At 38.5% G+C, this 26,306-nt stretch carries 30 protein-coding genes and 1 tRNA gene; 28 read left to right on the forward strand and 3 right to left on the reverse strand.

Annotated elements, in window-relative coordinates; all coding sequences use genetic code 11:
* Positions 1 to 463 precede the first annotated feature (463 nt).
* Positions 464 to 1,414: a hypothetical protein gene (locus tag QZ138_RS03570; protein ID WP_292886311.1), complete on the reverse strand. Its 951-nt coding sequence runs from the start codon at positions 1,412 to 1,414 to the stop codon at positions 464 to 466.
* Between the two features lie 6 nt (positions 1,415 to 1,420).
* A complete protein-coding gene (locus QZ138_RS03575) occupies positions 1,421 to 1,822 on the reverse strand; it encodes a C-GCAxxG-C-C family protein (RefSeq protein WP_292602350.1) in 402 nt (133 codons plus the stop codon).
* A gap of 90 nt (positions 1,823 to 1,912) precedes the next feature.
* Here QZ138_RS03575 and cfbD point away from each other — a divergent pair, with 90 nt between their 5' ends.
* From cfbD to QZ138_RS03630, 11 genes are all read left to right on the forward strand, one after another.
* Positions 1,913 to 2,986, forward strand: coding sequence for a Ni-sirohydrochlorin a,c-diamide reductive cyclase catalytic subunit (gene cfbD, locus QZ138_RS03580; protein ID WP_292886638.1), 1,074 nt, complete (start codon positions 1,913 to 1,915; stop codon positions 2,984 to 2,986).
* Positions 2,983 to 3,579 (forward strand): imidazole glycerol phosphate synthase subunit HisH, encoded by a 597-nt coding sequence (gene hisH / locus QZ138_RS03585; protein WP_292886314.1) that lies wholly within the window; start codon positions 2,983 to 2,985, stop codon positions 3,577 to 3,579. Before cfbD ends, hisH begins: the two co-directional genes overlap by 4 nt.
* Before the next feature lie 3 nt (positions 3,580 to 3,582).
* On the forward strand, positions 3,583 to 4,947 hold the full coding sequence (locus QZ138_RS03590) for an AIR synthase-related protein (protein WP_292602342.1): 1,365 nt from the start codon (positions 3,583 to 3,585) through the stop codon (positions 4,945 to 4,947).
* A gap of 99 nt (positions 4,948 to 5,046) precedes the next feature.
* Entirely contained in the window at positions 5,047 to 5,487 is a 441-nt protein-coding gene (locus tag QZ138_RS03595) for a hypothetical protein (protein WP_292886317.1), read from the forward strand.
* 48 nt (positions 5,488 to 5,535) lie between these two features.
* Positions 5,536 to 5,609 (forward strand) — tRNA-Arg (locus QZ138_RS03600).
* Between the two features lie 20 nt (positions 5,610 to 5,629).
* Complete coding sequence (gene truD, locus QZ138_RS03605; RefSeq protein ID WP_292886319.1) at positions 5,630 to 6,886, forward strand: tRNA pseudouridine(13) synthase TruD; 1,257 nt, start codon at positions 5,630 to 5,632, stop codon at positions 6,884 to 6,886.
* Complete coding sequence (locus QZ138_RS03610) at positions 6,887 to 7,603, forward strand: zinc-ribbon domain-containing protein (RefSeq protein WP_292886322.1); 717 nt, start codon at positions 6,887 to 6,889, stop codon at positions 7,601 to 7,603.
* Positions 7,604 to 7,611: 8 nt separating this feature from the next.
* Positions 7,612 to 8,001, forward strand: coding sequence for a DUF126 domain-containing protein (locus QZ138_RS03615; protein ID WP_292602330.1), 390 nt, complete (start codon positions 7,612 to 7,614; stop codon positions 7,999 to 8,001).
* Between the two features lie 9 nt (positions 8,002 to 8,010).
* Positions 8,011 to 9,216 carry an amidohydrolase family protein gene (locus QZ138_RS03620; protein ID WP_292886325.1) on the forward strand — a complete coding sequence of 402 codons (1,206 nt, stop codon included), beginning with the start codon at positions 8,011 to 8,013 and terminating at the stop codon, positions 9,214 to 9,216.
* Positions 9,213 to 10,004 carry a nitroreductase family protein gene (locus QZ138_RS03625; protein ID WP_292886328.1) on the forward strand — a complete coding sequence of 264 codons (792 nt, stop codon included), beginning with the start codon at positions 9,213 to 9,215 and terminating at the stop codon, positions 10,002 to 10,004. The genes QZ138_RS03620 and QZ138_RS03625 overlap by 4 nt, the downstream gene beginning before the upstream one ends.
* 82 nt (positions 10,005 to 10,086) lie before the next feature.
* Positions 10,087 to 12,576: a heavy metal translocating P-type ATPase gene (locus tag QZ138_RS03630; protein ID WP_292886331.1), complete on the forward strand. Its 2,490-nt coding sequence runs from the start codon at positions 10,087 to 10,089 to the stop codon at positions 12,574 to 12,576.
* Between the two features lie 35 nt (positions 12,577 to 12,611).
* On the opposite strand, the gene purB is transcribed toward QZ138_RS03630, so the two are convergent.
* Complete coding sequence (purB, locus tag QZ138_RS03635) at positions 12,612 to 13,961, reverse strand: adenylosuccinate lyase (RefSeq protein WP_292602312.1); 1,350 nt, start codon at positions 13,959 to 13,961, stop codon at positions 12,612 to 12,614.
* A 137-nt stretch (positions 13,962 to 14,098) separates the two neighbouring features.
* Here purB and QZ138_RS03640 point away from each other — a divergent pair, with 137 nt between their 5' ends.
* From QZ138_RS03640 to QZ138_RS03720, 17 genes are all read left to right on the forward strand, one after another.
* Positions 14,099 to 14,302, forward strand: coding sequence for a helix-turn-helix transcriptional regulator (locus tag QZ138_RS03640; RefSeq protein ID WP_292602309.1), 204 nt, complete (start codon positions 14,099 to 14,101; stop codon positions 14,300 to 14,302).
* Positions 14,303 to 14,594: 292 nt separating this feature from the next.
* Complete coding sequence (locus QZ138_RS03645) at positions 14,595 to 15,149, forward strand: CPBP family intramembrane glutamic endopeptidase (protein ID WP_292886334.1); 555 nt, start codon at positions 14,595 to 14,597, stop codon at positions 15,147 to 15,149.
* A 10-nt stretch (positions 15,150 to 15,159) separates the two neighbouring features.
* Positions 15,160 to 15,558, forward strand: coding sequence for a hypothetical protein (locus QZ138_RS03650; RefSeq protein ID WP_292886337.1), 399 nt, complete (start codon positions 15,160 to 15,162; stop codon positions 15,556 to 15,558).
* Positions 15,559 to 15,645: 87 nt separating this feature from the next.
* Complete coding sequence (trpE, locus tag QZ138_RS03655) at positions 15,646 to 17,142, forward strand: anthranilate synthase component I (RefSeq protein WP_292886339.1); 1,497 nt, start codon at positions 15,646 to 15,648, stop codon at positions 17,140 to 17,142.
* A complete protein-coding gene (locus QZ138_RS03660; protein WP_292886342.1) occupies positions 17,139 to 17,723 on the forward strand; it encodes an aminodeoxychorismate/anthranilate synthase component II in 585 nt (194 codons plus the stop codon). The genes trpE and QZ138_RS03660 overlap by 4 nt, the downstream gene beginning before the upstream one ends.
* Positions 17,720 to 18,730: an anthranilate phosphoribosyltransferase gene (gene trpD / locus QZ138_RS03665; RefSeq protein ID WP_292886345.1), complete on the forward strand. Its 1,011-nt coding sequence runs from the start codon at positions 17,720 to 17,722 to the stop codon at positions 18,728 to 18,730. The genes QZ138_RS03660 and trpD overlap by 4 nt, the downstream gene beginning before the upstream one ends.
* Position 18,731: 1 nt before the next feature.
* The gene (gene trpC / locus QZ138_RS03670) at positions 18,732 to 19,508 is read left to right on the forward strand and encodes an indole-3-glycerol phosphate synthase TrpC (protein WP_292886347.1); all 777 of its coding nucleotides are present in this window, start codon (positions 18,732 to 18,734) and stop codon (positions 19,506 to 19,508) included.
* Positions 19,501 to 20,100: a phosphoribosylanthranilate isomerase gene (locus QZ138_RS03675; RefSeq protein WP_292886350.1), complete on the forward strand. Its 600-nt coding sequence runs from the start codon at positions 19,501 to 19,503 to the stop codon at positions 20,098 to 20,100. Before trpC ends, QZ138_RS03675 begins: the two co-directional genes overlap by 8 nt.
* On the forward strand, positions 20,097 to 21,281 hold the full coding sequence (trpB, locus tag QZ138_RS03680) for a tryptophan synthase subunit beta (RefSeq protein ID WP_292886352.1): 1,185 nt from the start codon (positions 20,097 to 20,099) through the stop codon (positions 21,279 to 21,281). Before QZ138_RS03675 ends, trpB begins: the two co-directional genes overlap by 4 nt.
* The gene (trpA, locus tag QZ138_RS03685; protein WP_292886354.1) at positions 21,274 to 22,047 is read left to right on the forward strand and encodes a tryptophan synthase subunit alpha; all 774 of its coding nucleotides are present in this window, start codon (positions 21,274 to 21,276) and stop codon (positions 22,045 to 22,047) included. Before trpB ends, trpA begins: the two co-directional genes overlap by 8 nt.
* 113 nt (positions 22,048 to 22,160) lie before the next feature.
* Positions 22,161 to 22,895 (forward strand): proliferating cell nuclear antigen (pcna), encoded by a 735-nt coding sequence (pcn, locus tag QZ138_RS03690; RefSeq protein ID WP_292886356.1) that lies wholly within the window; start codon positions 22,161 to 22,163, stop codon positions 22,893 to 22,895.
* A gap of 58 nt (positions 22,896 to 22,953) precedes the next feature.
* The gene (locus tag QZ138_RS03695) at positions 22,954 to 23,775 is read left to right on the forward strand and encodes a hypothetical protein (protein ID WP_292886358.1); all 822 of its coding nucleotides are present in this window, start codon (positions 22,954 to 22,956) and stop codon (positions 23,773 to 23,775) included.
* 218 nt (positions 23,776 to 23,993) lie between these two features.
* Positions 23,994 to 24,272: a 50S ribosomal protein L44e gene (locus QZ138_RS03700; protein ID WP_292602274.1), complete on the forward strand. Its 279-nt coding sequence runs from the start codon at positions 23,994 to 23,996 to the stop codon at positions 24,270 to 24,272.
* 10 nt (positions 24,273 to 24,282) lie between these two features.
* Entirely contained in the window at positions 24,283 to 24,462 is a 180-nt protein-coding gene (locus QZ138_RS03705) for a 30S ribosomal protein S27e (RefSeq protein WP_067044971.1), read from the forward strand.
* 64 nt (positions 24,463 to 24,526) lie between these two features.
* Positions 24,527 to 25,321 (forward strand): translation initiation factor IF-2 subunit alpha, encoded by a 795-nt coding sequence (locus QZ138_RS03710; RefSeq protein ID WP_292602262.1) that lies wholly within the window; start codon positions 24,527 to 24,529, stop codon positions 25,319 to 25,321.
* Between the two features lie 10 nt (positions 25,322 to 25,331).
* Entirely contained in the window at positions 25,332 to 25,502 is a 171-nt protein-coding gene (locus QZ138_RS03715) for an RNA-protein complex protein Nop10 (RefSeq protein WP_292602259.1), read from the forward strand.
* Positions 25,503 to 25,506: 4 nt separating this feature from the next.
* A complete protein-coding gene (locus tag QZ138_RS03720) occupies positions 25,507 to 26,280 on the forward strand; it encodes a proteasome assembly chaperone family protein (RefSeq protein WP_292602256.1) in 774 nt (257 codons plus the stop codon).
* The last annotated feature ends 26 nt before the right edge of the window (positions 26,281 to 26,306 follow it).

Genomic DNA, 26,306 nt, shown 5'->3' on the forward strand with positions numbered 1-26,306 from the left:
ACCCATCTTCACATAATAGTACAATTTATGCTCCATTAATATATAAAGATACCCAGAGAGCATTTGAAAAGTAATATCGCCCACAAAAATCAACTAAAATGTTTAAAAAACAACAAGAAACATTAAATAAACGCCCGTGAAATACAAATGAAACTACAAATTTTCCATTGTAAAAGTGATACATATCAAAAAAAATACAAAAATAAATGCTCCCAAAAAAACTGAAAGTACACTGAATTACAAATACCCATACAAAAAAATATTAAAATCAATTATCATGGCAAATGAAACCCAATAAATAACAATTCACAAAGGCATAACCCAACTTGCAATTCATCCACGACCTTGAAGAGGTCGTGGTATTCTTGCATCATTTAGATAAAATGGGAAAGATTTAACTTTTTAGTGAAAATTTTCCTACTTAAAGGAGATGGATGGTTGAAATACCGATTTTTCAGTGAATTCATTCCACGGCAAAATCGGGGGTGTTTTTCTTTTGATGGGAATACCAGCTTGCATTTTCAATCAGGCATTGTTCTGCAAGATAGATTATCTCATCTTCATCTTCCTCTTTTGTCTGTCTAATTTTAGCTTCCACCTTTTGATAAAGCCAGTACATTCTCAGATGCTCATCCACTTTGCTGGATAGGGACATCTTTCCATAGTAGTTTGAAAGGAATATGGTAATTGCAGTTGCGGTTCCAACTCCAATCTTTAAGCCTGCACGAACCCAATGTGCAGTTTCCACTTCAAAAGGAGCATAAAGTATCATGGTAATTTCAAAAATCAATGCTATGATATAGAAAATAATGGTTGCGATTAGTGAAATTTTTTCATAAAGTTCATTTTTTTCAAGCTGTTTCAATGCTCTTTTATGGGCATTGTCATGGTATTTCATTTGGTCTCTAATCCAGCAGTCCAAAATCGGTTCCTTTTTATCTGTTTCTGTTGAAGATAACTCTGAGAGAACATTTTTAACTAAAGGAATTCGTATTTCAGTAAACCATGGCAGGATTTCAATAACTTTCTTTTTAATTCCTGCTTTTGAAATGAAATATTGGATACGAAGTGCTTCGGCAAGAACTCTGTATTCTAAATATTTTTCGTGAGCATTTTCTTTGTTGGGTTGTCTATAAACGAAATATAGCAATATGATTAACGCTGTAACCACGAAAATGAGCCAATGCTGTGCTGCAGCTTCATAAAGAAGAAAGAAAAATACAATCAGTGGTGCAATAAGTGATATGTTTCGAATTTTTTCATGATGTCTGTCGGCATGTTTCATGCTTAAGACGTCTGCCGCCCCATATAATTCGTCAATCTCAATGAGTGTTGGATCACTGATGCCCTCTTCAATGTGGGTCGGTTCATTGCATTCCTTTCTTTCCTTGTCGAATTCACTTTTGTAAATCATGGGCATCTATTTGTTATCAGCCAAATCGGCCACTTTGTTGGCAATAAAAACGCAGCAATCAACACAAGGGGACTTGTCTTCACCGTGATTGGTTATCTTATCGCATCTGACGGTTCCGTATTCCTCTTTGAAGGTGTTGAATATTTCCTTGGCGTTTGCTTTGATTGTTGGTATGTCATCATTGAGCAAACCGTTTGCCATCAGTGCTCCGGTCACTGCACCGCATGTTCCTTCATCGAATGTTCCGCCCATTCCGCCTGCAAAACCGCAAGCCAATTTGCGCATGTCCTCCTGTGAAATCGGATATTCTGCAGTTTCACAAAGTCCCATCAATGTTGATTCCGAACAGCTTAAAAATGTTCTGTATTCTCTGATTTTTTCTTCCAATATTTCCTTGTCAAGTTTCATAATGCAATCTCCGCGAATTTGTTAATTAATTATATTAATTAAGAATTTAATATAATTATTTGTTAAAAAAATTGTGAGTTGATAAAAATTATACATCCAAGACCAAGTCCGATTGCAGCAACTCTTTACACATTGAGAGATATGAACGTTGATGTTATTGTCATGCATGGGCCTACCGGCTGTTGCTTTAGAACAGCAAGGCTTTTAGAAGGTGACGGCGTACGTGTCGTAACCACCGGAATGTCTGAGAATGATTTTATTTTAGGCGCCGGCGAAAAATTGGTTGATACACTGACCGAAGCCTATGATGCATTCAAGCCAAAACTGATGGGCATTGCCGGAACCTGCGCAAGCATGATTATTGGTGAGGATTTAAAGGAAGCCATTGCAACTGCAGACTTGCCTTGCACAGTCATTCCTGTTGAATCCCATGGAGGGTCAGGTGAAGGTGACAACACTGTCGGAGCAATCATGGCATTGGATGCTGCCGTTGAAGCGGGTGTGATTCCACGTGAAGAGTCAGACAGGCAGATTGAAATGCTTGAGAAGGCAACTGAAGTTGAAAAGACCCGTGGAATGGCGCAGGGAAAATACATTAAACCTAACTTTGGCGATTCAAAGGAATCCGTTGCAAAGAATGTAGTCAAAGCCCTGAAGGATGGAAAAAAGGTTGCTTTTGTTTTAAATGTCAAAAAGGAAACATCATATCTTTTTGCCGACATCGTCAATTTTGATTATGAAAAGATTAATCCCGACAACAGGCCAATCTTTGTAGCAAATCTTGATGAAAACATTGGCCTTCCAAGAATCAGACAGCATGCCGTAAACATCAAAAGTCAGCTTGACATAGAACCTGACTTCATCACAGGAGGTCTTGATGAGTATCCAATCACTGCAGACAATGCAGCGGAATTTTTAAAGGATAAGGACTTGGATTTGATAGTCGTATTTGGAGTTCCTCATGCATTTCCAATCGAGAACTTTGACATTGAGTCCGTTGCAGTAACCGATGGACCTAGGCTGGTCCAGCCTTTAAGGGAGTTGGGATACACTCATGTTGTTGCAGAGCTTGATGCGCACTCAAAAACTTTAGGAACTGATGAAATAGTATTTTCGGACTTTGGAGGAATGATTAGGTCAGCTATTGGGTGGTTGGACGAATGATAACAATTATTGATTATAAAAGCGGAAACCTGAAAAGCATTTCCAACGGATTTAGGAAAATCGGAGCCGAATATCAAATAACTGATGATAAGGAGGTTATTGCTGACAGTGACTATCTGGTATTGCCGGGCGTTGGGGCATTTGGAAGTGCAATGGAGAATTTAGAACCCTTTAAGGATGTTATTTATGAGCACGTTGATGCAGACAAGCCATTTTTAGGAATCTGTCTTGGCCAGCAGGTACTGATGGGTTCAAGTGAGGAGTCTCCGGGCGTTGAAGGTTTGAATTTGTTTAAAGGACATGTTGAAAAATTGCCTGAAGGCGTTAAAATACCTCACATGGGTTGGAATAAGTTAAAGGTCACAAATGACTCTCCAATACTTGAAGGCATTGATGGAAAGTATTTTTATTTTGTTCATTCTTATCATGTAATTCCCGATGAAGATGAAATCATTGCGGGAACTTGTGATTATGGAAACAGTGTTGTGGCAAGCTTAAGCGAGAACAATCTGTTCTCAACACAGTTTCATCCGGAAAAAAGCAGCAAAGCGGGATTGAAAATCTTAAAAAATTTCACTAACTTGGAGATATAAACTATGGATATTGAAGGATTTGTAAGAGCTAGAATTGATGATTACTCATATGATGAATTGGCGGATATTTTAGCGGTACGCATAAGGGAATATAAAAACATTTCACAGGAAAATTCAGTTGAAATGGCAAAAGCGGTGATTGATGAGGTTTCAACCACCTTGAAGTTAAATGAAAGCGATGATGAATTTTTAAAGGAAATCGTTGACATCAATGCATCAGACGTGCTGATGGGCGAGATGGGAGTAGGTTCCCGTGGAGCGGGAGACTTTTTTGTTCACAGAAAAATCGCAGAAATCGTGGCATCCACAGACACAGCTTCACTTGTAAATCCGTCCGAACAGGATGATGGAGGAGTTGTTAAGGCACCTGTTGCAAACGATGAAGTGTATATTACAACAGCAGTTGATGGAATCCACTCAAGATTAAGTGAATATCCATTTTTAGGCGGTTTTCATGTTACAAGAGCTACCTTAAGGGATGTCTGTGTAATGGGAGCAGATCCGGTAGCTATCCTGAGCGATGTCCACCTTGCGGATGATGGTGATGTTGCAAAGATTTTTGACTTCACTGCAGGTGTTGCAGCTGTTTCAGAGCTTGTTGATGTTCCAATTGTTGCAGGCTCAACACTACGTGTCGGCGGAGACATGGTTTTGGGCGACAGGTTCGTTTCGGCAGTTGGAAGCGTCGGCGTTTCACCATACCCTCCAACAGCAAGAAAGGGCGCAACCGAAGGTGATGTAATCCTTTTGACTGAAGGTTCAGGAGGGGGAACAATAACAACAACTGCACTTTACAACGGCTTTTTCGATGTGGTATGGGATACAATGAACGTGAACTTCGTTCAGGCTTCACATGCGCTTTTCGAATCAGACCTCGTGAAGGATGTCCATGCGATGACCGACGTGACAAACGGTGGCCTTAGGGGAGATGCCCACGAAATCTCAAACACCACCGGTGTAGGTCTGGAATTTTATGAAAAGGAAATCAGGGACATGGTGGCCCCTAATGTTTTAAACATGCTTGAGACATTAAACATTGACCCGTTAGGCGTTTCAACAGATTCATTGATGCTCATTGTACCTCCGGAAATTGCCGGTGACATCAAAAAGGCAGTCGGTAAATATGATGTTGCAATATCAGAAATCGGTGAGGTCAACAATTCCGGCGAGCCTATTCTAATCAAGGAAGACGGTTCAAATGAAAAGCTTGTCCCATTGTTCAGGGAAGCGGCTTATACCAAAATCAAAAAACTGGTTGGGGATACAACCCCTGAAGACTTTGAAGAGATGAAGGAAAAGGTTCAAAAGGCTTCAGATGCCGCAATAGCTAAAAAGGATAAGGTAATCGAATATGTAAGGGGAAACTAAATCTCCTTTTTTCTATTTTTTTCATTCATGTGATTTTTCACAAAAGCACACTTGCACACTTCAAAATTTTTTATAAGTTTCAAAATCCAATTATAGGGTATGTTGGATAACAAGGGATCTTTTTATATAATGGATGCAATTCTTGCAATATTTCTGCTTTTAATTGTATTTTTGGTTGTTAATGCGGCAATATCAATACCGACAGCCGATTATTCCTATAAAAGCAAGGATATTCGAACTGCACAGGATGTAATGGAACTGTTGAGCGGTAAAATCGATTTCAGTGACCAGACCTTTCTCGGCAAAATTTCAAATATTTTGGAGGAAGGCAAAAATTCAAAGAAATCAATAAGTGAAGTTTCAGAAATTTCCAAAAGCAAGCTGGATTCGTATAAGATTAAAAATTATCAGTTTAGGGAAAACAATATTTTGAAAGGCAAAGTTTTAGCGTCTAAAGGAGATTATAGCAAGGCAGGCAATGTCAATGTGGCAGCAAGGACATATGGCGAGTATTCATATACGTTGTCAGTATGGCAATAATTAAATAGTATAAAAATTATATAATTAATTGTTATCTTATTTTGTCCAGCCCTGGTGGTGTAGTTTGGATAACACATGGGACTGCGGATCCCATTCCCCGGGTTCAAATCCCGGCCAGGGCACTTATAATTTCCGTGATATTATGTTAAATGCTAATACGTATGTTACTTCCCAAAAAGGAATTGGGGGAACTATCAGAAACCGATATGAAGATTTTTATGTTGAAGAAATTCCGGAAGTCGTCCCGTCCGGCGAAGGTCCCAATGTTTACATCTGGATTGAAAAGCTTGGAAGGACCACTTTGGATGTTGTTTTGGATATCTCAAGGGATTTGCATATCTCAAGAAAGAGAATGGGATTTGCCGGAATGAAAGACAAGAAGGCCTTGACCCGCCAATGGATCTGCATTGCCAATATGGATTCCGAAGAGCAGATGCAGCAGGTAAAGGACTTGGACATTTACAAAACTGATTTTTTAAAAGTTGTCAGAGGTCGAAAGAAGCTCAGGATGGGTCAGCTTAAGGGAAACAAGTTCAGAATATTAATCAAGGATTTGGATGATTTCCAGGAATCTGCCGACATTGCAAATGAGGTCCTTAAAGAGCTTGAAGCCAAGGGGGTTCCCAATTACTTCGGATGGCAGAGATTCGGAAAGCCTAGAACAAACACCCATCTTGTCGGTGAGGCACTTATTGAAAACGACCTCAAAAAGGCTGTCGACAGATATATAGGTGGTCCGTCCGAAGAGGAGCATCAGGAAAATCAGATGGCAAGACAAGCCTATGACGACGGCAACCTTGAGAAATCCCTGGAACTGATGGGCAAGGGAATGAGGTATGAAAAGATGATGATTCGTGAGCTGATTAAGGATTCCAAAAAAGGAGAATTGACAGACAAATCATATAAAAATGCCTTGTATGCGCTTCCAAAGCCACTTCAGAGAATGTTTGTTCATGCGTATCAATCATACTTATTTAATGAAGCCGTAAGCAACCGTGTAGCTATGGGAATTGATAAATACATTGAAGGGGACATAATCATTGACACAGAAGAGCACATAGTCTATGACAAGACTCCCGAAGAGTATCAGGAATTGATGGACAATTTTGATGCAAATCCTACCTGTCCTTTGTATGGTACCAAGGTTCCATATGCCGGCGGCGCTGTTGGAGAGATGGAAGAGAATGTTTTAAAAGGATATGGCCTTACTAAAGAGGATTTTGAAGTTCCAAAAATGCCACGTTTAGGCAGTCATGGTCTAAGGCGTTCCATGAGATTCCAGGTTTGGGATGCATCCGCCAAAGCGACCGATGACGGAGTCTTATGCGAATTTTCAATAAATAAGGGCTCATATGCTACTGCTGTTTTAAGAGAAATCATGAAAGTTGATGTGGTGTAAATGGTAATTTGTCCAGATTGCGGAAATGATGTCCCTGAATCAAAGTTCTGTAAGAATTGCGGAGCATATATAAAGGATGTCAAACCGAATTCACAGCCACAGGGCAAAACCAGGTTTTGTTCTAATTGTGGCCATGAAATTGATGGTGATTATAGATTCTGCCCAGAATGTGGAGCAGATATTCCGAATAATGATGAAAGTAATGTAGAAGAGGTTAAAGCTGAGGAAGTCATAGAATCTGATGATTCTGCCGAATCAATTGGGGTAGAGGATGTTGTTCCGGTTGAGGATGATGCTGAAGTTAAGCAGGACAATTCACTTTCACTACCTGTCCAATCATCGGATAAGGTTAGATTCTGTTCTAATTGTGGCTACAGGATTGTTGGAGATTATAAGTTCTGTCCGGAATGCGGACAGGATTTAAATGGAAACGTGATGGGGTCTAGCACACAAGCGGTCAGGTCATCTTCAGGCCAAAAAAATATTCTTTTGGCTATTATTTTAAGCGTATTCCTGCCCGGACTTGGTCAGATTTATTTGGGCCTTGACCATAAGGGTGCCATATTTTTGATAGCCTATGTAATATCGGCAATTTTAATTTTAATTCTTATCGGATTTTTATTATGTTTCATAATATGGATTTGGGCATTGATTGATACAATCATATCAACAAATGCGTTAAATCGTGGAGAAGAAGTTCAAGATAAATTATTATAGTGATTCTTATGATTAAATGTAGAAATATTGCAAAAGGAAAAGGTAAAGGGGAATTGATTGTTTCATCAGAACCTATTAGTTTTTTAGGTGGTGTGAATCCTGAAAATGGTGAAATAATCGATCCGAATCATGAATTAAAAGGTGAAATCATTAAAGATAAAGTTCTGTTTATTCCTGGCGGAAAAGGTTCCACTGTCGGATCTTATGTGATTTTTCAAATGATGAAAAACAGCACCGCTCCAAAGGCAATCATCTGCTTGAATGCAGAGCCTATTATAGCTACCGGAGCCATCATGTCAGACATTCCAATGGTCGACTCACCTGAAGAGGTCAAGGATTTGACTAATGGAACACTTGTTGAGGTTGATGGGGATAACGGAACAATAGAAATATTATGATGTGATAATATGCAAACTCTAATTGAGAATGTAAACGTTGTAAACCCGTTTGAAGAAATTTCAACCCATCAAAACGTTTTGATTGAAGATGGAGTAATTAAAGAGATTACATCCGGCAAAATCAAAGCGGATAATGTCATTGATGGTGAGGACAATTATCTGCTTTCAGGGTTTATTGACTGCCACACCCATATCTTTGCAAAGGGTTTTCACAAAGAGGAAAACATGGCAAATCCATTGGGTCTTCATTTCTACAATGCAGTGCCTCACGCATTGCAGACAGTCAATGCGGGCGTTACTACAATTAGGGATTGCGGTTCTGCCGATTTAAGTTTTAAATTGGCACAGCAAAGGAAACTGTTCACCGCTCCAAAGATTCATCTCTCAATAACTCCTTTGGTAATGACTGGAGGTCATTTTGACTTGTTATTGCCTTCCGGTTGGGATATGGAGATTATTTATCCAGGCTTTCCAAAGGGAAGATGTGATGGTGTAGAGGAAGTCCTGAAAAAGACTCGTGAAGTCAGAAGAGCAGGTGCGGATTTCATTAAGGTTATGGCAAGTGGCGGAGTATTGACAACAAACACTTCACCGGAATTCGCTCAATTCAATAAAAAGGAACTGAAAACAATCGTTAATGAAGCCAAAGCAACAAACATGAAAGTATCAGCCCATTGTCATAGTTTAAAAGGTATGAATAATTGTATTGATGCAGGTTTTTCATCAATTGAACATGGAACATTCATTGACAGGAAAACCTCTCAAAAGATGGCAGAAAAGAATGTCAGTCTTGTTGCGACATTATTGGTTCATCAGTTTTTAGCCAAAAATGGCTTTCCGGCATGGGACAGCTATGCCGCCGAAAAGACAGCCAAGCTAAAGGAAATAGTCAAGGTTCACAAGGAAAACGTATCCGTTGCTTATGAGGAGGGCGTCAACATTCTGATGGGTACAGACAGTGGAGTGATTCCTCATGGACACAACCTGGAAGAGTTGACTCATTTAACAGACATCGGAATGTCTGCCGATGAGGCAATTGCAGCAGGAACAGTCAATGCTGCTGAATTTTTAGGCTTTGACAATTTGGGTTTGGTTAAGGAAAACTATGCTGCTGATTTGATTTTGGTCAATTCAAATCCACTGGATGACGTAGGTGTTTTAAGCAATAATGACAACATTCTAAAAGTTATTCAGGATGGATTTGTGGTAAAATGAAATTAATGGTTGATGTTGAGGAATGCATTGGATGCGGGCAATGCAAATCTGTATGTATTAGGGACAATATTGAAATTGATGAAGTGGCTTATGAAACCGGCAGCAACTGCTTTGAATGCGGACACTGCATGGCGATATGCCCTACAAAGGCGATAACCCTTAAGATATTCAAGGGCCGTGAAAACAGGATTGCTGAATATAATCCCAATGAGATTCCAGTTGATTATGGTGATTTATTGACTTTTCTAAAGCAAAGAAGGTCTATGCGCTGGTTTAAAAAGAAAAAAATAGATAAGGATACTTTCAATAAGCTGATTGAAGGGGCGTATTATTCACCTTCCGCACAAAACCAGCAGGATGTTGAATTTGTCGTTTTGGATAAAAAATTAAATGACTTCATGAAGCATGTCTATGATATAATCAAGGTCGAAGAGGACCAATTTTTTAGAATCAAGGAATTTGGAGATTATCTGAGGGATAATTCAACCAAAGAATATCATCCTCTGCTGTGGTCTGGCCATCAGTTGATTTTAACCTTTTCAACCGACAAGACAAGTGCAGTAATAGCCAATACTCGCATGGAATTGTTGGCATACTCATTAGGGCTTGGAGGATTCTACTCGCTGTTTATTCTGAAGGCAGATGAGATTGATCATGAAAAGCTGATGGAATTTTTCCCTGAAATCGATAAAAACAAGCATATGTATTCAGCTTTCATAATTGGATATCCTAAAAAGAGATTCAGGCGAACAATTCCTCACAAGGAAATTGAAATTAATTACATGTAACTCCCAATGAATTTAGTTTAACCTAAAATTTATTAAATATCAAAAATAAAAATAGTCTTATAATCAAGATGGTTGTGATAGCATGGTAAAGCATAAGCATATGGACTTGCCTATAGAAGGAATGCACTGTGCTTCCTGTGTTTTAAGCGTTAACAAGACTTTTGGAAAAATTGAAGGTGTAGAAGAGGTTGATGCCGATCTTGCAGCAAATAAGCTCCACATTACGGTGGATACCAAGAAGATTTCCTATGAGGAAATGGAAAGGCTGGTCAAAAACCTCGGTTTTGAGCTTCACACAGATGAAATGACCATTAGGATTCAGGGAATGCACTGTGCATCATGTACAATGAATGTTGAGAATTTCCTGATAAGATTGGATGGTATTTTCGATGTAAAGGCGGATTTGACTTCTCAGTCTGCAAGAATACGATATGATTCTTCAAAGGTAACATTGGATGAAATAGATGAGGTAATCACCTCTCTGGGTTTTGAGCTTTTAGGCGTTGAAGGACAAACTGAAATTGACGAAGAAGAGATTTATCAACAGGATTTAAAGGAAAAACGCAATAGGATAATTGTGGGGTTATTCTTCTCAGTAATCTTGATGATTTTAATGTTCAGCGGATGGGATCCGCTGATGGGCATCGTTCACTCAATCAACCATTCAACCGGTCTGAACATCTCCTCAATGGGATTGCTTTCATTGATTGTAAGTATTGCTCCATTTTTATATGTTTCCCTACCGATTTTAAAGGCTGGAATCAACGGTTTGATGCATAAGAACCTGAATATGGATGTAATGTATTCCATGGGTATTCTGGTTGCATACATATCAAGCATTTTCGGAACCTTTGGAATAGTGTTGGACCATACCTTCATGTTTTATGACTCAGCAGTTATGCTTCCTTCCTTTTTAATGATTGGAAGATATCTTGAAGCAAGAGCTAAAAAACGAACTTCTGATTCAATAAGGGAATTGATAGGTCTTCAGCCTACCGTTGCAACCGCCATAGAAGTTGATGAAAATGGGGAAATCATATCTCAAAAGGAAGTCTCCATTGCAGATATTGTAATTGATGATTTGCTTTTGGTAAAGCCCGGTGAAAAGATTCCTGTGGATGGTGACGTGGTCGGCGGCGAATCATATGTTGACGAATCAATGATTAACGGTGAACCGATTCCTAAAGTTAAAAAAGACGGTGAAGAGGTTTTCGCCGGAACAATCAATCAGGATGGGATCCTACACATTAAAGCCAAAAAGATTGGAAAGGAAACCGTTTTGTCAAACATTATCCGTTTGGTTGAAAAGGCGCAATCTTCAAGGCCTCCTGTACAGAAATTTGCTAATACGATTGTCAGCTATTTCATTCCAGTCATCCTAACAATTGCAATCGTGGTATTTTTAATATGGTATTTTGTATTGGGTGCAAGCCTGCTGTTCTCATTGACATGTCTGATTTCAATATTGGTTGTTGCCTGTCCATGTGCATTGGGTCTTGCAACTCCGACTGCCGTCACTGTTGGTGTTGGAAGGGCTGCAGAGTATGGAATCCTGATCAAGAATGGGGATACCCTTGAAAATGCAGGCCAAATTGATGTGGCCGCTTTTGACAAGACAGGTACAATAACCGAAGGAAAGCCTGAAGTCGATGACATCATTCCATACGGCATTGACGATGATGAATTAATCCGGCTTGCGGCAAGCGTCGAGCAAAATTCGACTCACCCCATTGCAAAGGCTATCGTAAACAAATCAAAGGAATTGGGTCTGGAACTTAATCAGACAACAGGATTTGAAAACATTACAGGTAAAGGGCTTAAAGCTGAATTGAATGGCAGTGAGGTTCTTGCAGGAAATCTGGCATTAATTGAGTCTTTTGGAATTGATGTTGATGATGAAACCGTTGACAAGTATCATGAACTTGAAAGCTTAAGCAAAACCATTATATTTATAGCTGAAGACAACTCCGTTAAAGGTATTTTAAGCTTATCCGATAAGATAAAGGCCAATTCAAAAAGGGCAATCGATGAATTGCATAAGATGGGCGTTGAAACCTATATGCTCACAGGAGACAATGAATCCACCGCCCTGAATGTTGCCCGTGAAGTTGGAATCGACAACGTTGAAGCGGGAGTTCTTCCCGAAAACAAATTGGACATCGTCAAATCCACTCAGGCAAACCATACCAAAAAGGTGCTCTTTGTTGGAGACGGAATAAATGACGCTCCTGCACTTACACAGGCGGATATTGGTGTTGCTATGGGCAATGGTACAGATATTGCAATGGAAAGCGGAGACATTGTTGTGATGGAAGGTGATTTGGAAAATGTTGTTGCTGCAGTTCAGTTTTCCAAAAAGGTTATGCGCAGAATCAAGGAAAACATTTTCTGGGCATTTGCATATAACTCAATATTGATTCCGATTGCGGCAGGTGTCTTATATCCTGCTTTTGGAATCACATTTGAACCCGCTTTGGCAGGTCTTGCAATGGCAATGAGTTCAGTTACAGTTATCACATTATCTCTGATGCTCAAGAGATATGTTCCAGAAATAAAAAGAGTTAAAAATTAATTGGTTAAACCAATTAATTCTATTTTTTTTTAAATTTAAAACCAGCTTTCTGATTTTTCAAGAAGTTCGTCGATGATTGTCGGGATGGATCCTGTATAGGTGTGTGGGTCCATAATCTTGTCAACGTCCTCTTGTGTCAAGTACTTTTGAACTTCCTCATCTTCGAGGATTAACTCGCCGAGCAATAATTTTTCTTTGTTTGCCTTAATTGCATTTTTCCTTACAATTCCGTAAGCTGTTTGTTTTCCCATTCCCGCACGGGTCAGCTCAGCCATTAACCTTTCAGCCATTATTAAACCGTTAGTCAAGTTCAGGTTTCTTTCGATGTTTTCATCATAGAATACCAAGTTATTCATTAACTTGATGGTAAGGTTTAGGATGTAATCGGTTAAGATGCAACTTTCCGGAAACATGATTCTTTCACATGAGGAATTGGTCAGGTCTCTTTCGTGCCAGAGAGGGTTGTTGTCGAGTGCGGCATTAACATAGGACTTAACGATTCTTGCAACACCACAGATTCTTTCAGCTGTAATCGGATTCATTTTATGAGGCATTGTACTGCTTCCGACTTGTTTTTCAGGATCGAAGTATTCTCCGACTTCCATCAATTCAGTTCTTTGCAGGCTTCTGATTTCAAGTCCGATTTTATCTAATGTAGATGCGATGTTTGCCAAAACGCTTATGAACTCGACATGATTGTCCCTTTGAACAACCTGGTTTGTGATTGTTGCTGCAGGCAGGCCTAGGATTTCTGCAACGGTCTTGTGAACTTCCCATCCTTGTTCACCTAATGCTGCAGTGGTACCGACAGCTCCGTCCATCATTCCAATACAGACGTTTGCTTTTGCGTTTTGCAATCTGACATATTGTCTGTGGAGCTCATCTGCCCAGATACCAAACTTCATTCCGTAAGTGGTTGGAAGAGCATGCTGTCCGTGTGTACGTCCGATACATACTTTCATCTTGTTTTCGCTTGCAAGTTTAAGCATGATTTTTGTCAGTCTTTCTACTTTTTCTTCAAGAACATCAATGGAGTCACGGATGAGCAGGGAATTGGAACTGTCTACAATGTCGTTGGATGTAGCTCCAAAGTGGACATATTCTCCCGCACCGTTTTCACATACTTCGGTAATTGATTTTGATAATGCTGCGATATCGTGGTTGGTTTCAGCTTCGATTTCTTTCATTCTTTCTAATTTTACGTATTTTGTATTTGCTTTTGCTGCAATTTCGTCTGCAACTTCCTGTGGTATTATTCCTAGTTTTCCTTCAGCTAAAGCCAATGCAGCTTCCACGTCAAGCATTCTTTGTAACTTATTTTCTTCTTCCCAAATATTTTTCATTTCAGGAGTACCATACCTAAATTCAATTGGGTGTATAGCCATTTTTTATCATCTCACATAATAATTAATATAACAATACTATTTTTGTTGTTCAAAGTATTAAATTTTAGCAAACATTTATATTCTTTCATATAAAGATTAAGTATTACTATTATAATTCATTTATAATAGGTGATACTATGGAAACAAAAATACGAAAATTCCGTCAGGAAAAAGGCATAACTCAACAGGAGTTGGCTGATTTAGCTGGTGTTACACGTCAAACAATAAACGCTTTAGAGAATGCACGCTACAACCCGTCATTAATATTGGCATATAAAATTACAAAAATTTTGGGTAAAAATGCAATTGAAGATGTTTTTGTGCTTAATGACGTTGAATAAATACAATAAAACTATTATTAAGGACTAGTAAATATGCCGAATCACTTTTCAGATTGGAGTATTTTTATTTAACTCAACAAATTTTATTTTTGATAGAATGTCTTTATTTAATGATAAGCTTAAGAAAATTACTTTAAAAGAGTTGTTGTCTTTAATAATTATTTTATTTGTAATTCAATATTTCATTAATGTTTTAAACATTGTTCACATCGATTCTTTTTGGATTTATATTTTTATAATTTTTTACTTTATTTTTAAACTACGAGCTGAAATTTTTTCAGTTAAGGATGATATGCTGGAGGCTTTCTCGCCGGATATTCTTAAGACAGTTCTTGCTGTGGTCATTTTAAACATATTTTTCTCATATGGGATGCTATATTTGTCAAATTTTATTCTAGATTTTGTTCCGTCAGTCAATCTATTCAATTCCTTTTTAACAGGCAGTTTGATTGCAACAATATTCATTTCTCCGATTTCAGAGGAATTGATTTTCAGGGGAGTCTTTTTAAATAGGCTGCAATTGGCAGTTCCGGTTGTTTTTGCGGTATTGATTTCATCTTTGCTGTTTGCGGCTCTTCATAGCTTCGGATCAATATTTTCGGCATTCATTTTCGGAGTCTGCATTGCAATTTTGTATCTGAAAACCGATAATATTTTCGTTCCAATATTAGCTCACTTTTTAAATAATCTGTTTGCCGAAATAATTGTTGTTCTGGACCCGAATAAGATTTTATTCACAAACAGTTTTGTTGTGCTGATAATGTCCATTTTGGCCATTGTTTCATTTGTCATTATTTTGATTTTCATCATCGGCAATCTGAAAAAGTTAAATAACAATGATTTATAAAACTCTTATCATGGATTTAAGAAAAATTGGAGTTATCATAATTTTTGTCGGTATTGTTGTTACCGTAGTTTTTATAAACAATCAGCAGATTTTTGTTCCGGCACTGACTGTAACCATGTTGGGATTTTTCATTACCGTTGTGGGTTTTGTCATTGAAATCCGGAAAAGAAAAATCATCAATGACCGTTTGGATGAGGATATCGGAACCGTTCTCCAGCCTTTAATCACTAAATATTCCAATTTGAACAAACAGTATCGGAATGAATTTGAAGGTGAAGAATATGCCAAAAGGAGATTGCAGCTGAATAAGGACTTGGAACAAGAAATCACCGAAAAACTTCCTTATTTGGAAAGCAGGGAAATCAAAAAAATTGTCATTGCATTTAGTAAGGAACAGGACAAGATGTAATATTTTTTTTCAAATTCTTTTCAATGTACATTTTGATACAACAAGGTTTTAAATAGTACATTATACTAATTAATTATTAGTGATAAAATGTTTTCCCCAAGTTTAAATGAAGCAAAAGAAATAAGTAAGAATGGAGAGTATAAAAGGATTCCTATATCTTATGAATTGTTTTCGGATATAGCCACTCCAATAGAAGTTTTAAGAATTTTGAAAGGCATTAGCAATCACACATACATGCTGGAAAGTGTAGAGGATTCAAAAAAATGGGGAAGATACACATTTTTAGGCTTCAATCCTCTTTTGGAATTCACCTGCCAGAATGGCATTGTTAATATCAAAGGAGATAAGGACTTCAATGAATTGAATGATGATGAGATAACCATTGAAACTGATAATCCTCGTGAGATAATCAAGGATTTGATTGAAAAGAATAGATCTCCAAAATTGAAAGACCTGCCTCCATTCACCGGCGGTTTTGTGGGATACTTCGCATATGACTATATCAAGTATGCCGAGCCTAGCCTGAATCTGGATGCCGAAAATCAGGACTGCTTCAAGGACATCGACCTGATGCTTTTTGACAAGGTAATAGCATTCGATAACTTCAGGCAAAAGATAATTCTCATAATAAACATCAAGACCGATGATTTGGAAAACAACTACAAAAGAGCATGCGATGAACTTATTGAAATGGCTGATTTATTGAAAAACGGCAAAAAATCAGATATCATACCATTGAAGCTAAAGTCAGATTTCAAGCCTGTTTTTTCACGCGAAAAGTATTGTGAGATGGTTGAAAAGGCAAAGAATTACATCTATGAAGGAGATATTTTTCAGGTTGTGCTTTCAAACAGGATTGAAGCGGAAATTTCAGGAAGCTTGCTGGACACATACAGGGTTTTGAGAACTACAAACCCTTCCCCTTACATGTTTTACTTTTCAAGCAACGACATTGAGATTGCAGGGGCTTCTCCTGAAACATTGGTCAAATTAAATGATAATAAGCTTTACACTTTCCCTCTGGCTGGAACAAGGCCACGGGGTAAAACCGGTGATGAGGACCATGAGCTGGAGCATGATTTGCTTTCAGACGAAAAGGAGCTTGCTGAGCACAACATGCTGGTTGACCTTGGAAGAAATGACATTGGAAGAATTTCAGAAATCGGCTCTGTAAAAGTGGAGAAGTATCTGTCGATTGAGAGATTTTCGCATGTGATGCATATAGGATCTACCGTAACCGGAGATTTGAGAAGCGATTTGGACTCACTTTCTGCAATTGATTCGATTTTGCCTGCCGGAACATTATCAGGAGCTCCAAAAATAAGGGCCTGCGAAATAATAAACGAACTTGAAGACAATAAGCGGGGAATATACGGCGGAGCTATCGGTTATGTTGATTTGAGCGGCAACATTGACACCTGCATCTCAATCAGAATAGCCTTTGCAAGAAACAATAAGGTATTCATACGCTCAGGTGCGGGAATTGTGGCCGACAGCGTTCCGGAAAAGGAATTTGAAGAATGCTTAAACAAGGCGGCAGCCGTAATTGATGCCTTGAAGACTGCTGATGGGGGATTGCAATGATTCTTTTGATAGATAACTACGATAGTTTTTCATATAACCTATACCAATTGATTGGCCAGGTCAATTCAGACATTATGGTTTCAAGGAATGATAAGATAACAGTTGAAGAGATAAGGGAATTGAATCCGGAAGCGATTATATTGTCTCCTGGACCTGGAAAACCTGAAAATGCGGGAATATGCGTGGATTTGGTAAAGGAATTCCATGACGAGATTCCAATTCTCGGCGTTTGTCTGGGCCATCAGGCAATTTGCGCAGCACTTGGAGGTGAAGTCTCCCATGCAAAAAGGCTCATGCACGGAAAGTCCTCAAAGATCTCCCTTGACTATGACTTTATTTTTAAAAGCCTTCCAAGCGAAATATCTGTTGGAAGATATCACTCCCTGAGTCTGGTTGAAGATTCACTTCCGGATTGTCTGGAAATCATTTCAAAGGCACGTGATGATGGAGAGGTCATGGCTGTAAAGCATAGGGACTTCAATGTTTACGGTCTGCAGTTCCATCCGGAATCAATTTTGACACCTGACGGACTTACAATTATTGAAAATTTTCTAGAGAAAGTTGAAAGAGGAATATTATGATTAAGGAAGCTATTTTAAAGGTATACAAGCATGAAAATTTAAATTATGATGAAGCCTATAAAACAATGGATGAGATCATGACCGGTGAAGCAAGCGAAGTTCAGATGAGCGCTTATCTGACCGCCATGGCAATGAAAGGCGAAACCATCGAGGAAATCACCGCATCCGCTGAAGCGATGAGGGCACATTGTTTGAGGCTCTTGAATGATGAGAAGGTTTTGGAGATTGTCGGCACAGGAGGTGACGGTTCAAACACCTTCAACATTTCAACAACCTCTTCAATTGTCATTTCAGCTGCAGGAATTCCTGTTGCAAAGCATGGAAACAGATCTGCATCAAGCAAATGCGGTGCGGCCGATGTATTGGAGGAGCTGGGTGTCAACATTCATATAAGCCCAAGCAGAAGCTTGAGATGCCTTAAGGAAAACAACATATGTTTCCTCTTTGCGCAGAATTATCACCTGTCCATGAAATATGTGGCTCCAGTAAGAAAGGAGCTTTCAATCAGGACTATCTTTAACATCCTGGGGCCGCTGACAAATCCTGCAGGTGCTTCCATGCAGGTTCTGGGCGTTTATGAAAAGGAACTTGTCGAACCTTTGATGGAGGTATTGAAGAATTTGGGTGTTGAGTCTGCAGTTTCAGTTTATGGAATGGATGGAATGGATGAGATTTCAGTCAGTGACAAAACTTTTGTATGTGAACTTAAAGATGGTAAAACAATGTCTTATGAAATTTCACCCGAACTCTTTGGAATGGAAAGATGTTCCAAAGGGGATTTGGTAGGTGGTGACGCCAAGGAAAATGCGCAGATTACCATGTCAATTCTAAAAGGTGAAAAAGGACCGAAAAGAAATGCTGTTCTGCTGAATTCTGCTGCCGGATTGTATGTTGCAGGCAAAGTCGAATCCCTAAGGGAAGGCGTAGAGCTTGCAGCCGAAATTATCGATTCCGGAAAGGCATTAAGGCAACTTGAAAACTTTATTGAATTTACAAATGCTGATTAATATGTTGGATGAAATCGTTGAAAAAACAAAAGAAAGAGTGGAAATGGCTAAAAGCATATTGCCATTGGAAGATATTAAAAAACAGGTTTCCCTATTGGAAATTTCAAATGAGTTCCCATTTAAAAAGGCATTGGGTGGGGATGATATTTCAATCATAGCCGAAGTCAAAAAAGCTTCACCATCAAAGGGACTGATTGCAGAGGACTTTGATTATCTGGCCATTGCCAAGGAATATGAGGCCGCAGGGGCCAGTGCAATTTCTGTCTTAACCGAGCCATATTTTTTCCAGGGGTCTGACGAATATCTGGAGGAAATTGCCAAGGAGGTCAGCATACCTGTTTTGAGAAAGGATTTTGTCGTTGACGAGTACATGATTTGGGAAGCCAAGATGTTGGGCGCTTCCGCAGTTTTACTGATAGTTTCTATCCTTGATATTGTTCAGCTGAGGAAATATTTGGATCTGGCTCATGATTTGGGCCTTTCAGCTATTGTTGAGGCTCATGACGGTGATGAAATCATGAGGGCCATGATAGTTGGGGCTGAAATTATCGGCGTCAACAACAGGAACCTGCAGGATTTCACAGTAGATATTGAAAATAGTATCAATCTACGTAGATGTGTCAGTGGAGATGTTATATTTATTTCAGAAAGTGGCATTAAAACACATGAAGATATCACCAGATTAAAAGAAAATGATGTTGATGCTGTTTTAATAGGCGAAACTTTAATGAAAAGTGATGATAAAAAGGCCATGATTTCGGAGTTGAAAAATGGTTAAAATCAAAATCTGTGGAATCAAACGATTGGAGGATATTGAGATAGTCAACAGATATAAACCTGATTATATTGGGTTTGTATTTGCAGATTCAAAAAGAAAGGTTTCACATGATTTGGCTAAAGAATTAAGGAACAATCTTGATTCGGATATAATTCCGGTTGGTGTTTTCGTGGATTCTTTGCAGGATGAGATATTGAAATTATTCGATGAAGGGATAATTGAAATCGCTCAGCTTCACGGAAGCGAAAGCGAACAATTTATATTGGATTTAAAAAAGAAAACTGACGATGAATTGAAGATAATTAATGCAATTGAAATGACACAGGAAATCGATTTATTGGAATATAATGATTCTAATTCTGATTATTTATTGCTTGACAGTGGAAAAGGCAGTGGAAAAACATTTGATTGGAGTCTTATTCGAAAAGACATAAAAAAAGAGTTTTTCCTGGCGGGAGGATTGAACAGCAAAAACGTGACTCAGGCCATTGACGAGTTCAATCCATATGCCATTGATTTGAGTTCAAGCCTTGAAACTGATGGATTTAAAGATGAAAATAAAATAAAAGAGATTATGGAGGTTATAAATTGAGTAGAGGAAGATATGGTGAATATGGTGGCCAGTACATATCTGAAACATTAATGAATGAATTGCTTTACCTGGAGGAGCAGTACAATCATTATATGAACGATCCGGATTTTGTTGAAGAGCTCAATACCTTGTTGAAGGAATATGCAGGAAGACCATCTTTATTATATTATGCTAAAAGAATGACAGAAGACCTTGGCGGTGCCAAAATCTATTTGAAGCGTGAGGATTTGAACCATACCGGAGCCCATAAGATAAACAATGTTTTGGGTCAGGTGCTTCTTGCCAAAAAGATGGGAAAGACTCGGGTTATTGCAGAAACCGGAGCAGGCCAGCACGGGGTTGCAACAGCGACTGCAGCGGCGCTTCTGGACATGGAATGTGAGGTTTTCATGGGCGAAGTTGATACAAAAAGACAGGCTCTAAACGTTTACAGGATGGAACTCTTGGGCGCTAAGGTCCATTCCGTCAAATCCGGAACACAGACTTTAAAGGATGCGGTAAACGATGCATTCAGGGATTGGATTGCAAGGGTTCATGATACCAATTATGTAATCGGTTCCACAATGGGACCTCATCCGTTCCCGATGATTGTTCGTGATTTTCAGGCAGTAATCAGTGCCGAAGCCCGTGAACAGTTCCTTGAAAAGGAAGGAAAGCTTCCGGATGCGGTCATTGCCTGTGTCGGTGGTGGAAGTAATGCAATGGGTGCATTTTATAATTTCATTGAAGATGAAGATGTTAAATTGATTGGCTGTGAAGCTGGGGGAAAGGGAATAGACACACCTTACAATGCGGCCGCCCTTACAAAAGGCAAGATTGGAATATTTCATGGAATGAAATCAATCTTCAATCAGGGTGACTATGGGCAAATCGCACCGGTATATTCAGTATCTGCCGGTCTTGACTATCCTGGAGTCGGCCCTGAACATGCATATCTAAGAGACACCGGAAGGGCGGAATATGTTCCAATAACCGATGAGGAAGCGGTTGTTGCATTCGAATACCTTTCAAAGATGGAGGGCATAATTCCGGCTATCGAAAGTGCACATGCAGTTGCATATGCCATGAAAATCGCTCCTGAAATGGATAAGGATGAAACAATAATGATTTGCCTGTCCGGCAGAGGCGATAAGGATGTAAGATCAATTGCAGAATACAGAGGAGTTGATTTAAATGAGTAAGATATCCAATGCATTTGAAAACGGAACCGCATTCATAGGATTTCTGACAGCGGGAGACCCGACAATTGACAAGACCGTCGAATACATTCTTGCAATGGAAGAGGCAGGCTGCGATCTGGTTGAGATAGGAATTCCTTTTTCAGATCCGATGGCTGAAGGTGTCGTTATTCAGGACGCTAACGTCAGGGCTTTGAAGCACAATACCACAACCGATGACGTATTTGGCATCGTCGCAAGAGTGCGTGAAAAAACAGACATTCCGCTGGTCTTTTTGACTTATATCAATCCTGTTTTCTTTTACGGTTATGAAAGGTTCTTTAAAAGATGTGCCGAGCTTGGAATTGATGGAATTATTTCTCCGGACTTGCCATATGAGGAAAAAGATGAAATTAAAGATATTGCCCTTTCAAATGGAGTTGATGTCATTTCATTGATTGCACCTACTTCAAAACAGAGAATACAAAAGATAGCCGGTGATGCAACCGGTTTTATTTATGTTGTTTCATCATTGGGGGTTACTGGAATGCGTTCAGAAATCAAAACTGATTTGAATGCAATTTTATCCGACATTCGCGAGGTTACTGATTTGCCTTTGGCGGTCGGTTTCGGCATCAATACTCCCGAACAGGCATCTGAAATTGGTAAGATTGCCGATGGAGTCATTGTCGGCAGTGCAATCGTAAAAATCATCGAACAATATGGCGAAGATGCTGCAGAACCCCTGAAGGAATATGTTTCAGCCATGAAAAGGGCATCAAATGAATAATTTTCAGGGACTGTCAAAGAGCTACATTTTGACAGTCCCAATTTTCACCTATTAGATAAACTTATAATATATAAAAAACAAATATAATTACATTATTTATAAGAGGATTATTTATGTTTAAAGCAGAATTAAGTGATTCTAGTATATTAAAAACCAGTTTTGATGCTATTTCATCAATTGTTGATGAAGTACAAATCCAAACTGACAGTGAAGGCATGAGATTAGATGCCTTAGACCGTAGTCACATAACTTTCGTACATCTAGAACTTAATGCAAGTTTGTTCGACGAATACATTTGTGATGTGCCTGAAAAGATTAATATTGACACTGATGAATTCATGAGAGTGCTCAAACGTGCGAAATCTCAAGACAGAGTATTGATGTCTGTGGATGAAGGTAATTTCATCATTACTTTTGAAGGGGATGCAACAAGAACATTCAAAATCAGATTGATTGATATTGAATATGACAACCCAACTCCACCTCAAATTTCACATCCAACCACATTTAAGGTACGTTTCTCAATCTTAAAAGATTCAATCAACGATATTGATATATTTTCAGATAAAATCGCATTGCAGGTTGATGAAGACTACTTTATAGCATCAGCTGACGGTGAATTTGGTGATGCAAGTATCAAGTATCTTCATGGAGAAAATATTCAGGAACATGCGAAATCTTTATTCTCTTTAGATAAGATTAGAGAAATGCTCAAAGCAGATAAATTTTCAGAGGAAGCGGAAATCAGTTTAGGTACCGATATGCCATTGAGCCTGACTCTCAATATGGTAACCGGTGACGGTAAACTCAGTTTCTTACTTGCTCCTAGATTAGAACAAGATGATTAATTTCATCGGTTCATCTTTTTTTTTATTTTTAAAAGTTAATTTTTAGAGATGGTCTTAAGTGGATAAATTCTATCAAGTTTTACGTCAGATTCAGAAAAAGGAACGGAATAACGGCACATTAGCTCGTGTAGAGGAGGATTTCTACAGTCAGCTTCAGGAATATATGGATGTGCTGAAGCAGGAAGCTATGAGCGATCCGTTTTCCAAAGCCGTATCATTGCTTAAGCAATCTCAAATTATTGCAACAGAGATTTGTGAAAGGCGTGAAAAGAAGATTTCAGAAGCGGCTGTTATAAATATTCACAGATCCTATCATTTATTCACAGGCAAGCCTCAGTTTGATTTGGTGGATACCACTCCCCTGAACCTGACTCCTGAGGAGGAGCAATTCTACTATTCCCTAATCGATACATTGAAAAATCACAGAAGCAACATTTCCCTTGAAAAGTTGTCTGATGATGATGCTCCTAAAAAGCCGATCATCAAACCTAAAGAGACTCAAAAAACCACTTTGACTCCGGAAGTTGATGTTGAAAAAACAGAACCCGAACCGATTATTAAGGAAAAACCGGAACCTGAGCCTTCACCTGATGTAAAAAAACCTGTCGTAAAGCCGCAAGTTAAGCTAAAACCTGTTGAAAACATTGAAGACAATCCCAATGCTTTTGATGCAGAGGATGAGTTTTATGATTTTGAATCAAAAAAGGTGGCTAAAGAAACAGAGCTTGTCACTATGCTTGTTTTTGATGATGTCGGAGCTATTGTTGGTGTTGATGAGAAAACTTACGGGCCTTTCAGACCGCAGGATATTGTAACATTGCCGATGGTCAATGCAAAAATATTTTTCAAAAATCGAAAAGGTCGCCAAGTCAAAATTTAGGTGTTTTTCCATTACATTTAAATAGCTTAATAAATAGATATATTAATCGTATCTATTTGTGATAATAAAAAATTATATTTTATATAATTTGGATTTTTGCTGTCTGTAGACTTGATGCGTTACAATGCAGTTTTTATCTCTAACGTTTTTTGATAGAAATTGAATTTAGATAAATTCATAGATAGATTTACAATGATTTATTAATTTACGGTGAAATAATGAAAATACCAAAAGAAAAAAGAACATACTGTCCTCATTGCAGAAAACACACTGTACATGAAGTACACACTGCAAAAAGGAGAAAAGCTAGTGAGTTAACCTGGGGACAAAGACAATTCAGACGTGTGACTGCTGGTTATAGGGGTTACCCAAGGCCTTTACCTGCTGGAAACAAACCAGTTAAAAAATTAGACTTAAGGCTTAAATGTAAAGAATGTGGTAAATCTCACATTAAACAATCTTTCAGAACAGGTAAACCTGAATTTGTAGCTAAATAAGGTGGTTAACATGGTTAGTAAAGGTAGAGGAAACTTTTTAAAAGTTAAATGTTTAGATTGTGACAACGAACAAGTAATATTCGACCGTGCTGCATCTGATGTAAAATGTATCATTTGCGGTAAGACTCTTGTCAAATCTCGCGGTGCTAAAGCTAAAATCACCGCACACATTGAAAAAGTTTTAAACTAGATTTCTAGTTTTAAACTTATTTTTTTACTATTTTTTATAATTTTTATTTGATGTTGGTGAGAATATGGTAAGAAAAAGTCAAGAATGGCCTGATGAAGGAGAACTTATTGTAGGTACAGTTTATAAAGTTCTTAATTATGGGGCTTTTGCTAAATTAGAAGAATATCAGGGCAAAGAAGCTTTTATTCATATTTCTGAAGTATCTTCCGGTTGGGTTAAAAACATCAGAGACCACGTAAGAGAAAATCAAAAAATCGTTTGCCGTGTCTTAAGGGTTAACCCTAAAAAAGGGCATGTTGACGCTTCCTTAAAAAGGATCCGTGAAGATCAGAGAACTAAAAAAATCCAACATTGGAAAATTGAACAGAAAGCTGAAAAATTCTTGGAATTATCTGCCAAATCATTGGATAAGACTTTAGATGAAGCTTATGATGAGGTGGGCTATGAGCTTATGGACATTTTTGGTGATGTCTACGGTGCTTTTGAAGCCGCTTCTGATGAAGGTGCCGAATCTTTGACTGAAGAAGGAATCCCACAGGATTGGGCTGATGCTATTACTGAAGTAGCTAAAAAGAACATCACTCCTCCTGAGGTTCACATCAATGGTTATGTAGATATTGAAACTTTTGTGCCTGATGGTGTAGAGGTTATCATTTCAGCCCTTAAGGCCGCTGAAGATAACGGGGACGAAGAGGAAGAAATCAAAGTCCAATGCGTCGGTGCACCAAGATACAGAATTACTGTAAAATCTACTGATTATATTTTAGCAGAAAAAACTCTTAAGGCAGCAGCTGAAAGATGCATTGCAGTTGTTGAAGAATCCGGCGGTAACGGTTCATTTTTAAGAGAGTTAGATTAATTAGATTTACATGAATATGAAAATGAATAAATGTCCTGAATGTGGAATTTATACTTTAAAGGATGCTTGCCCTAAATGTGGAGGACCGCTTAAAGTTATTTATCCTCCCAAATTTTCTGTTGAGGATAAATATGGTAAATATAGGCGCATATTAAAAAAAGAGGCAATGAACAAGGAGTAATACAATGAATACTGCAGAAATTACTGTTTTAGAAGAAGTTGAATTGAACAACCCTGTTTTTATAGAAGCGTTACCTGGTCTTGGACATGTGGGTAAACTGGCAGCAGACCATATGATTGATGAATTGGGAGCCACCAAGTTTGCTGAAATTTATTCTCCGACTTTCCCGCCTCAAGTTCTTGTTAAGGAGGAAGGCATCATTGAAAACATGTTCAATGAGCTATACTACCTGAAGGACGTCGGTGAGGAAAATCTGGATTTGATTATTCTTGTCGGAAATACTCAGGCATTATCTCCTGAAGGACAATACCTGGTTTGCAAAGAGATTTTGGATTTTGTCTGCCAATTTGACATTGACAGGATTTTCACACTTGGCGGAATGGTTACCTCTCCGCAGCCTGTTGAAAATCCAAATGTATTCGGAGCGGCTACCTGCGAAGCCAATGTTGAGCTTTTAAAGGAAGCAGAAGTTGAAATTAGATCCAATGACGGTGGAATTGTTGGAGCTTCCGGACTTTTCTTGGGTCTCGGTGCCCGCAGAGGAATCGAAGGGTCTTGTCTTATGGGCGAAACTCCAGGATATTTCATTGATGCTGAAGCTGCCGAAGCTTTACTGTTAAAGTTATCCCATTTGCTTAATTTTGAAATCAATACTGAAAAGTTAGATGAAAGGGCTGAAGAAACCAGACAAATGATTGCTAAAGCTCAGCAGATGGAACAGGACTTAATCAATAAGGCCAATGCAGGAAACGCAGACGATTTAAGATATATTGGATAATCAATCCAATATCTATTTACTTTTTT

Origin of the sequence: Methanobrevibacter sp. UBA212, from assembly GCF_905233225.1 — an archaeon.
GTDB lineage: Archaea > Methanobacteriota > Methanobacteria > Methanobacteriales > Methanobacteriaceae > Methanocatella.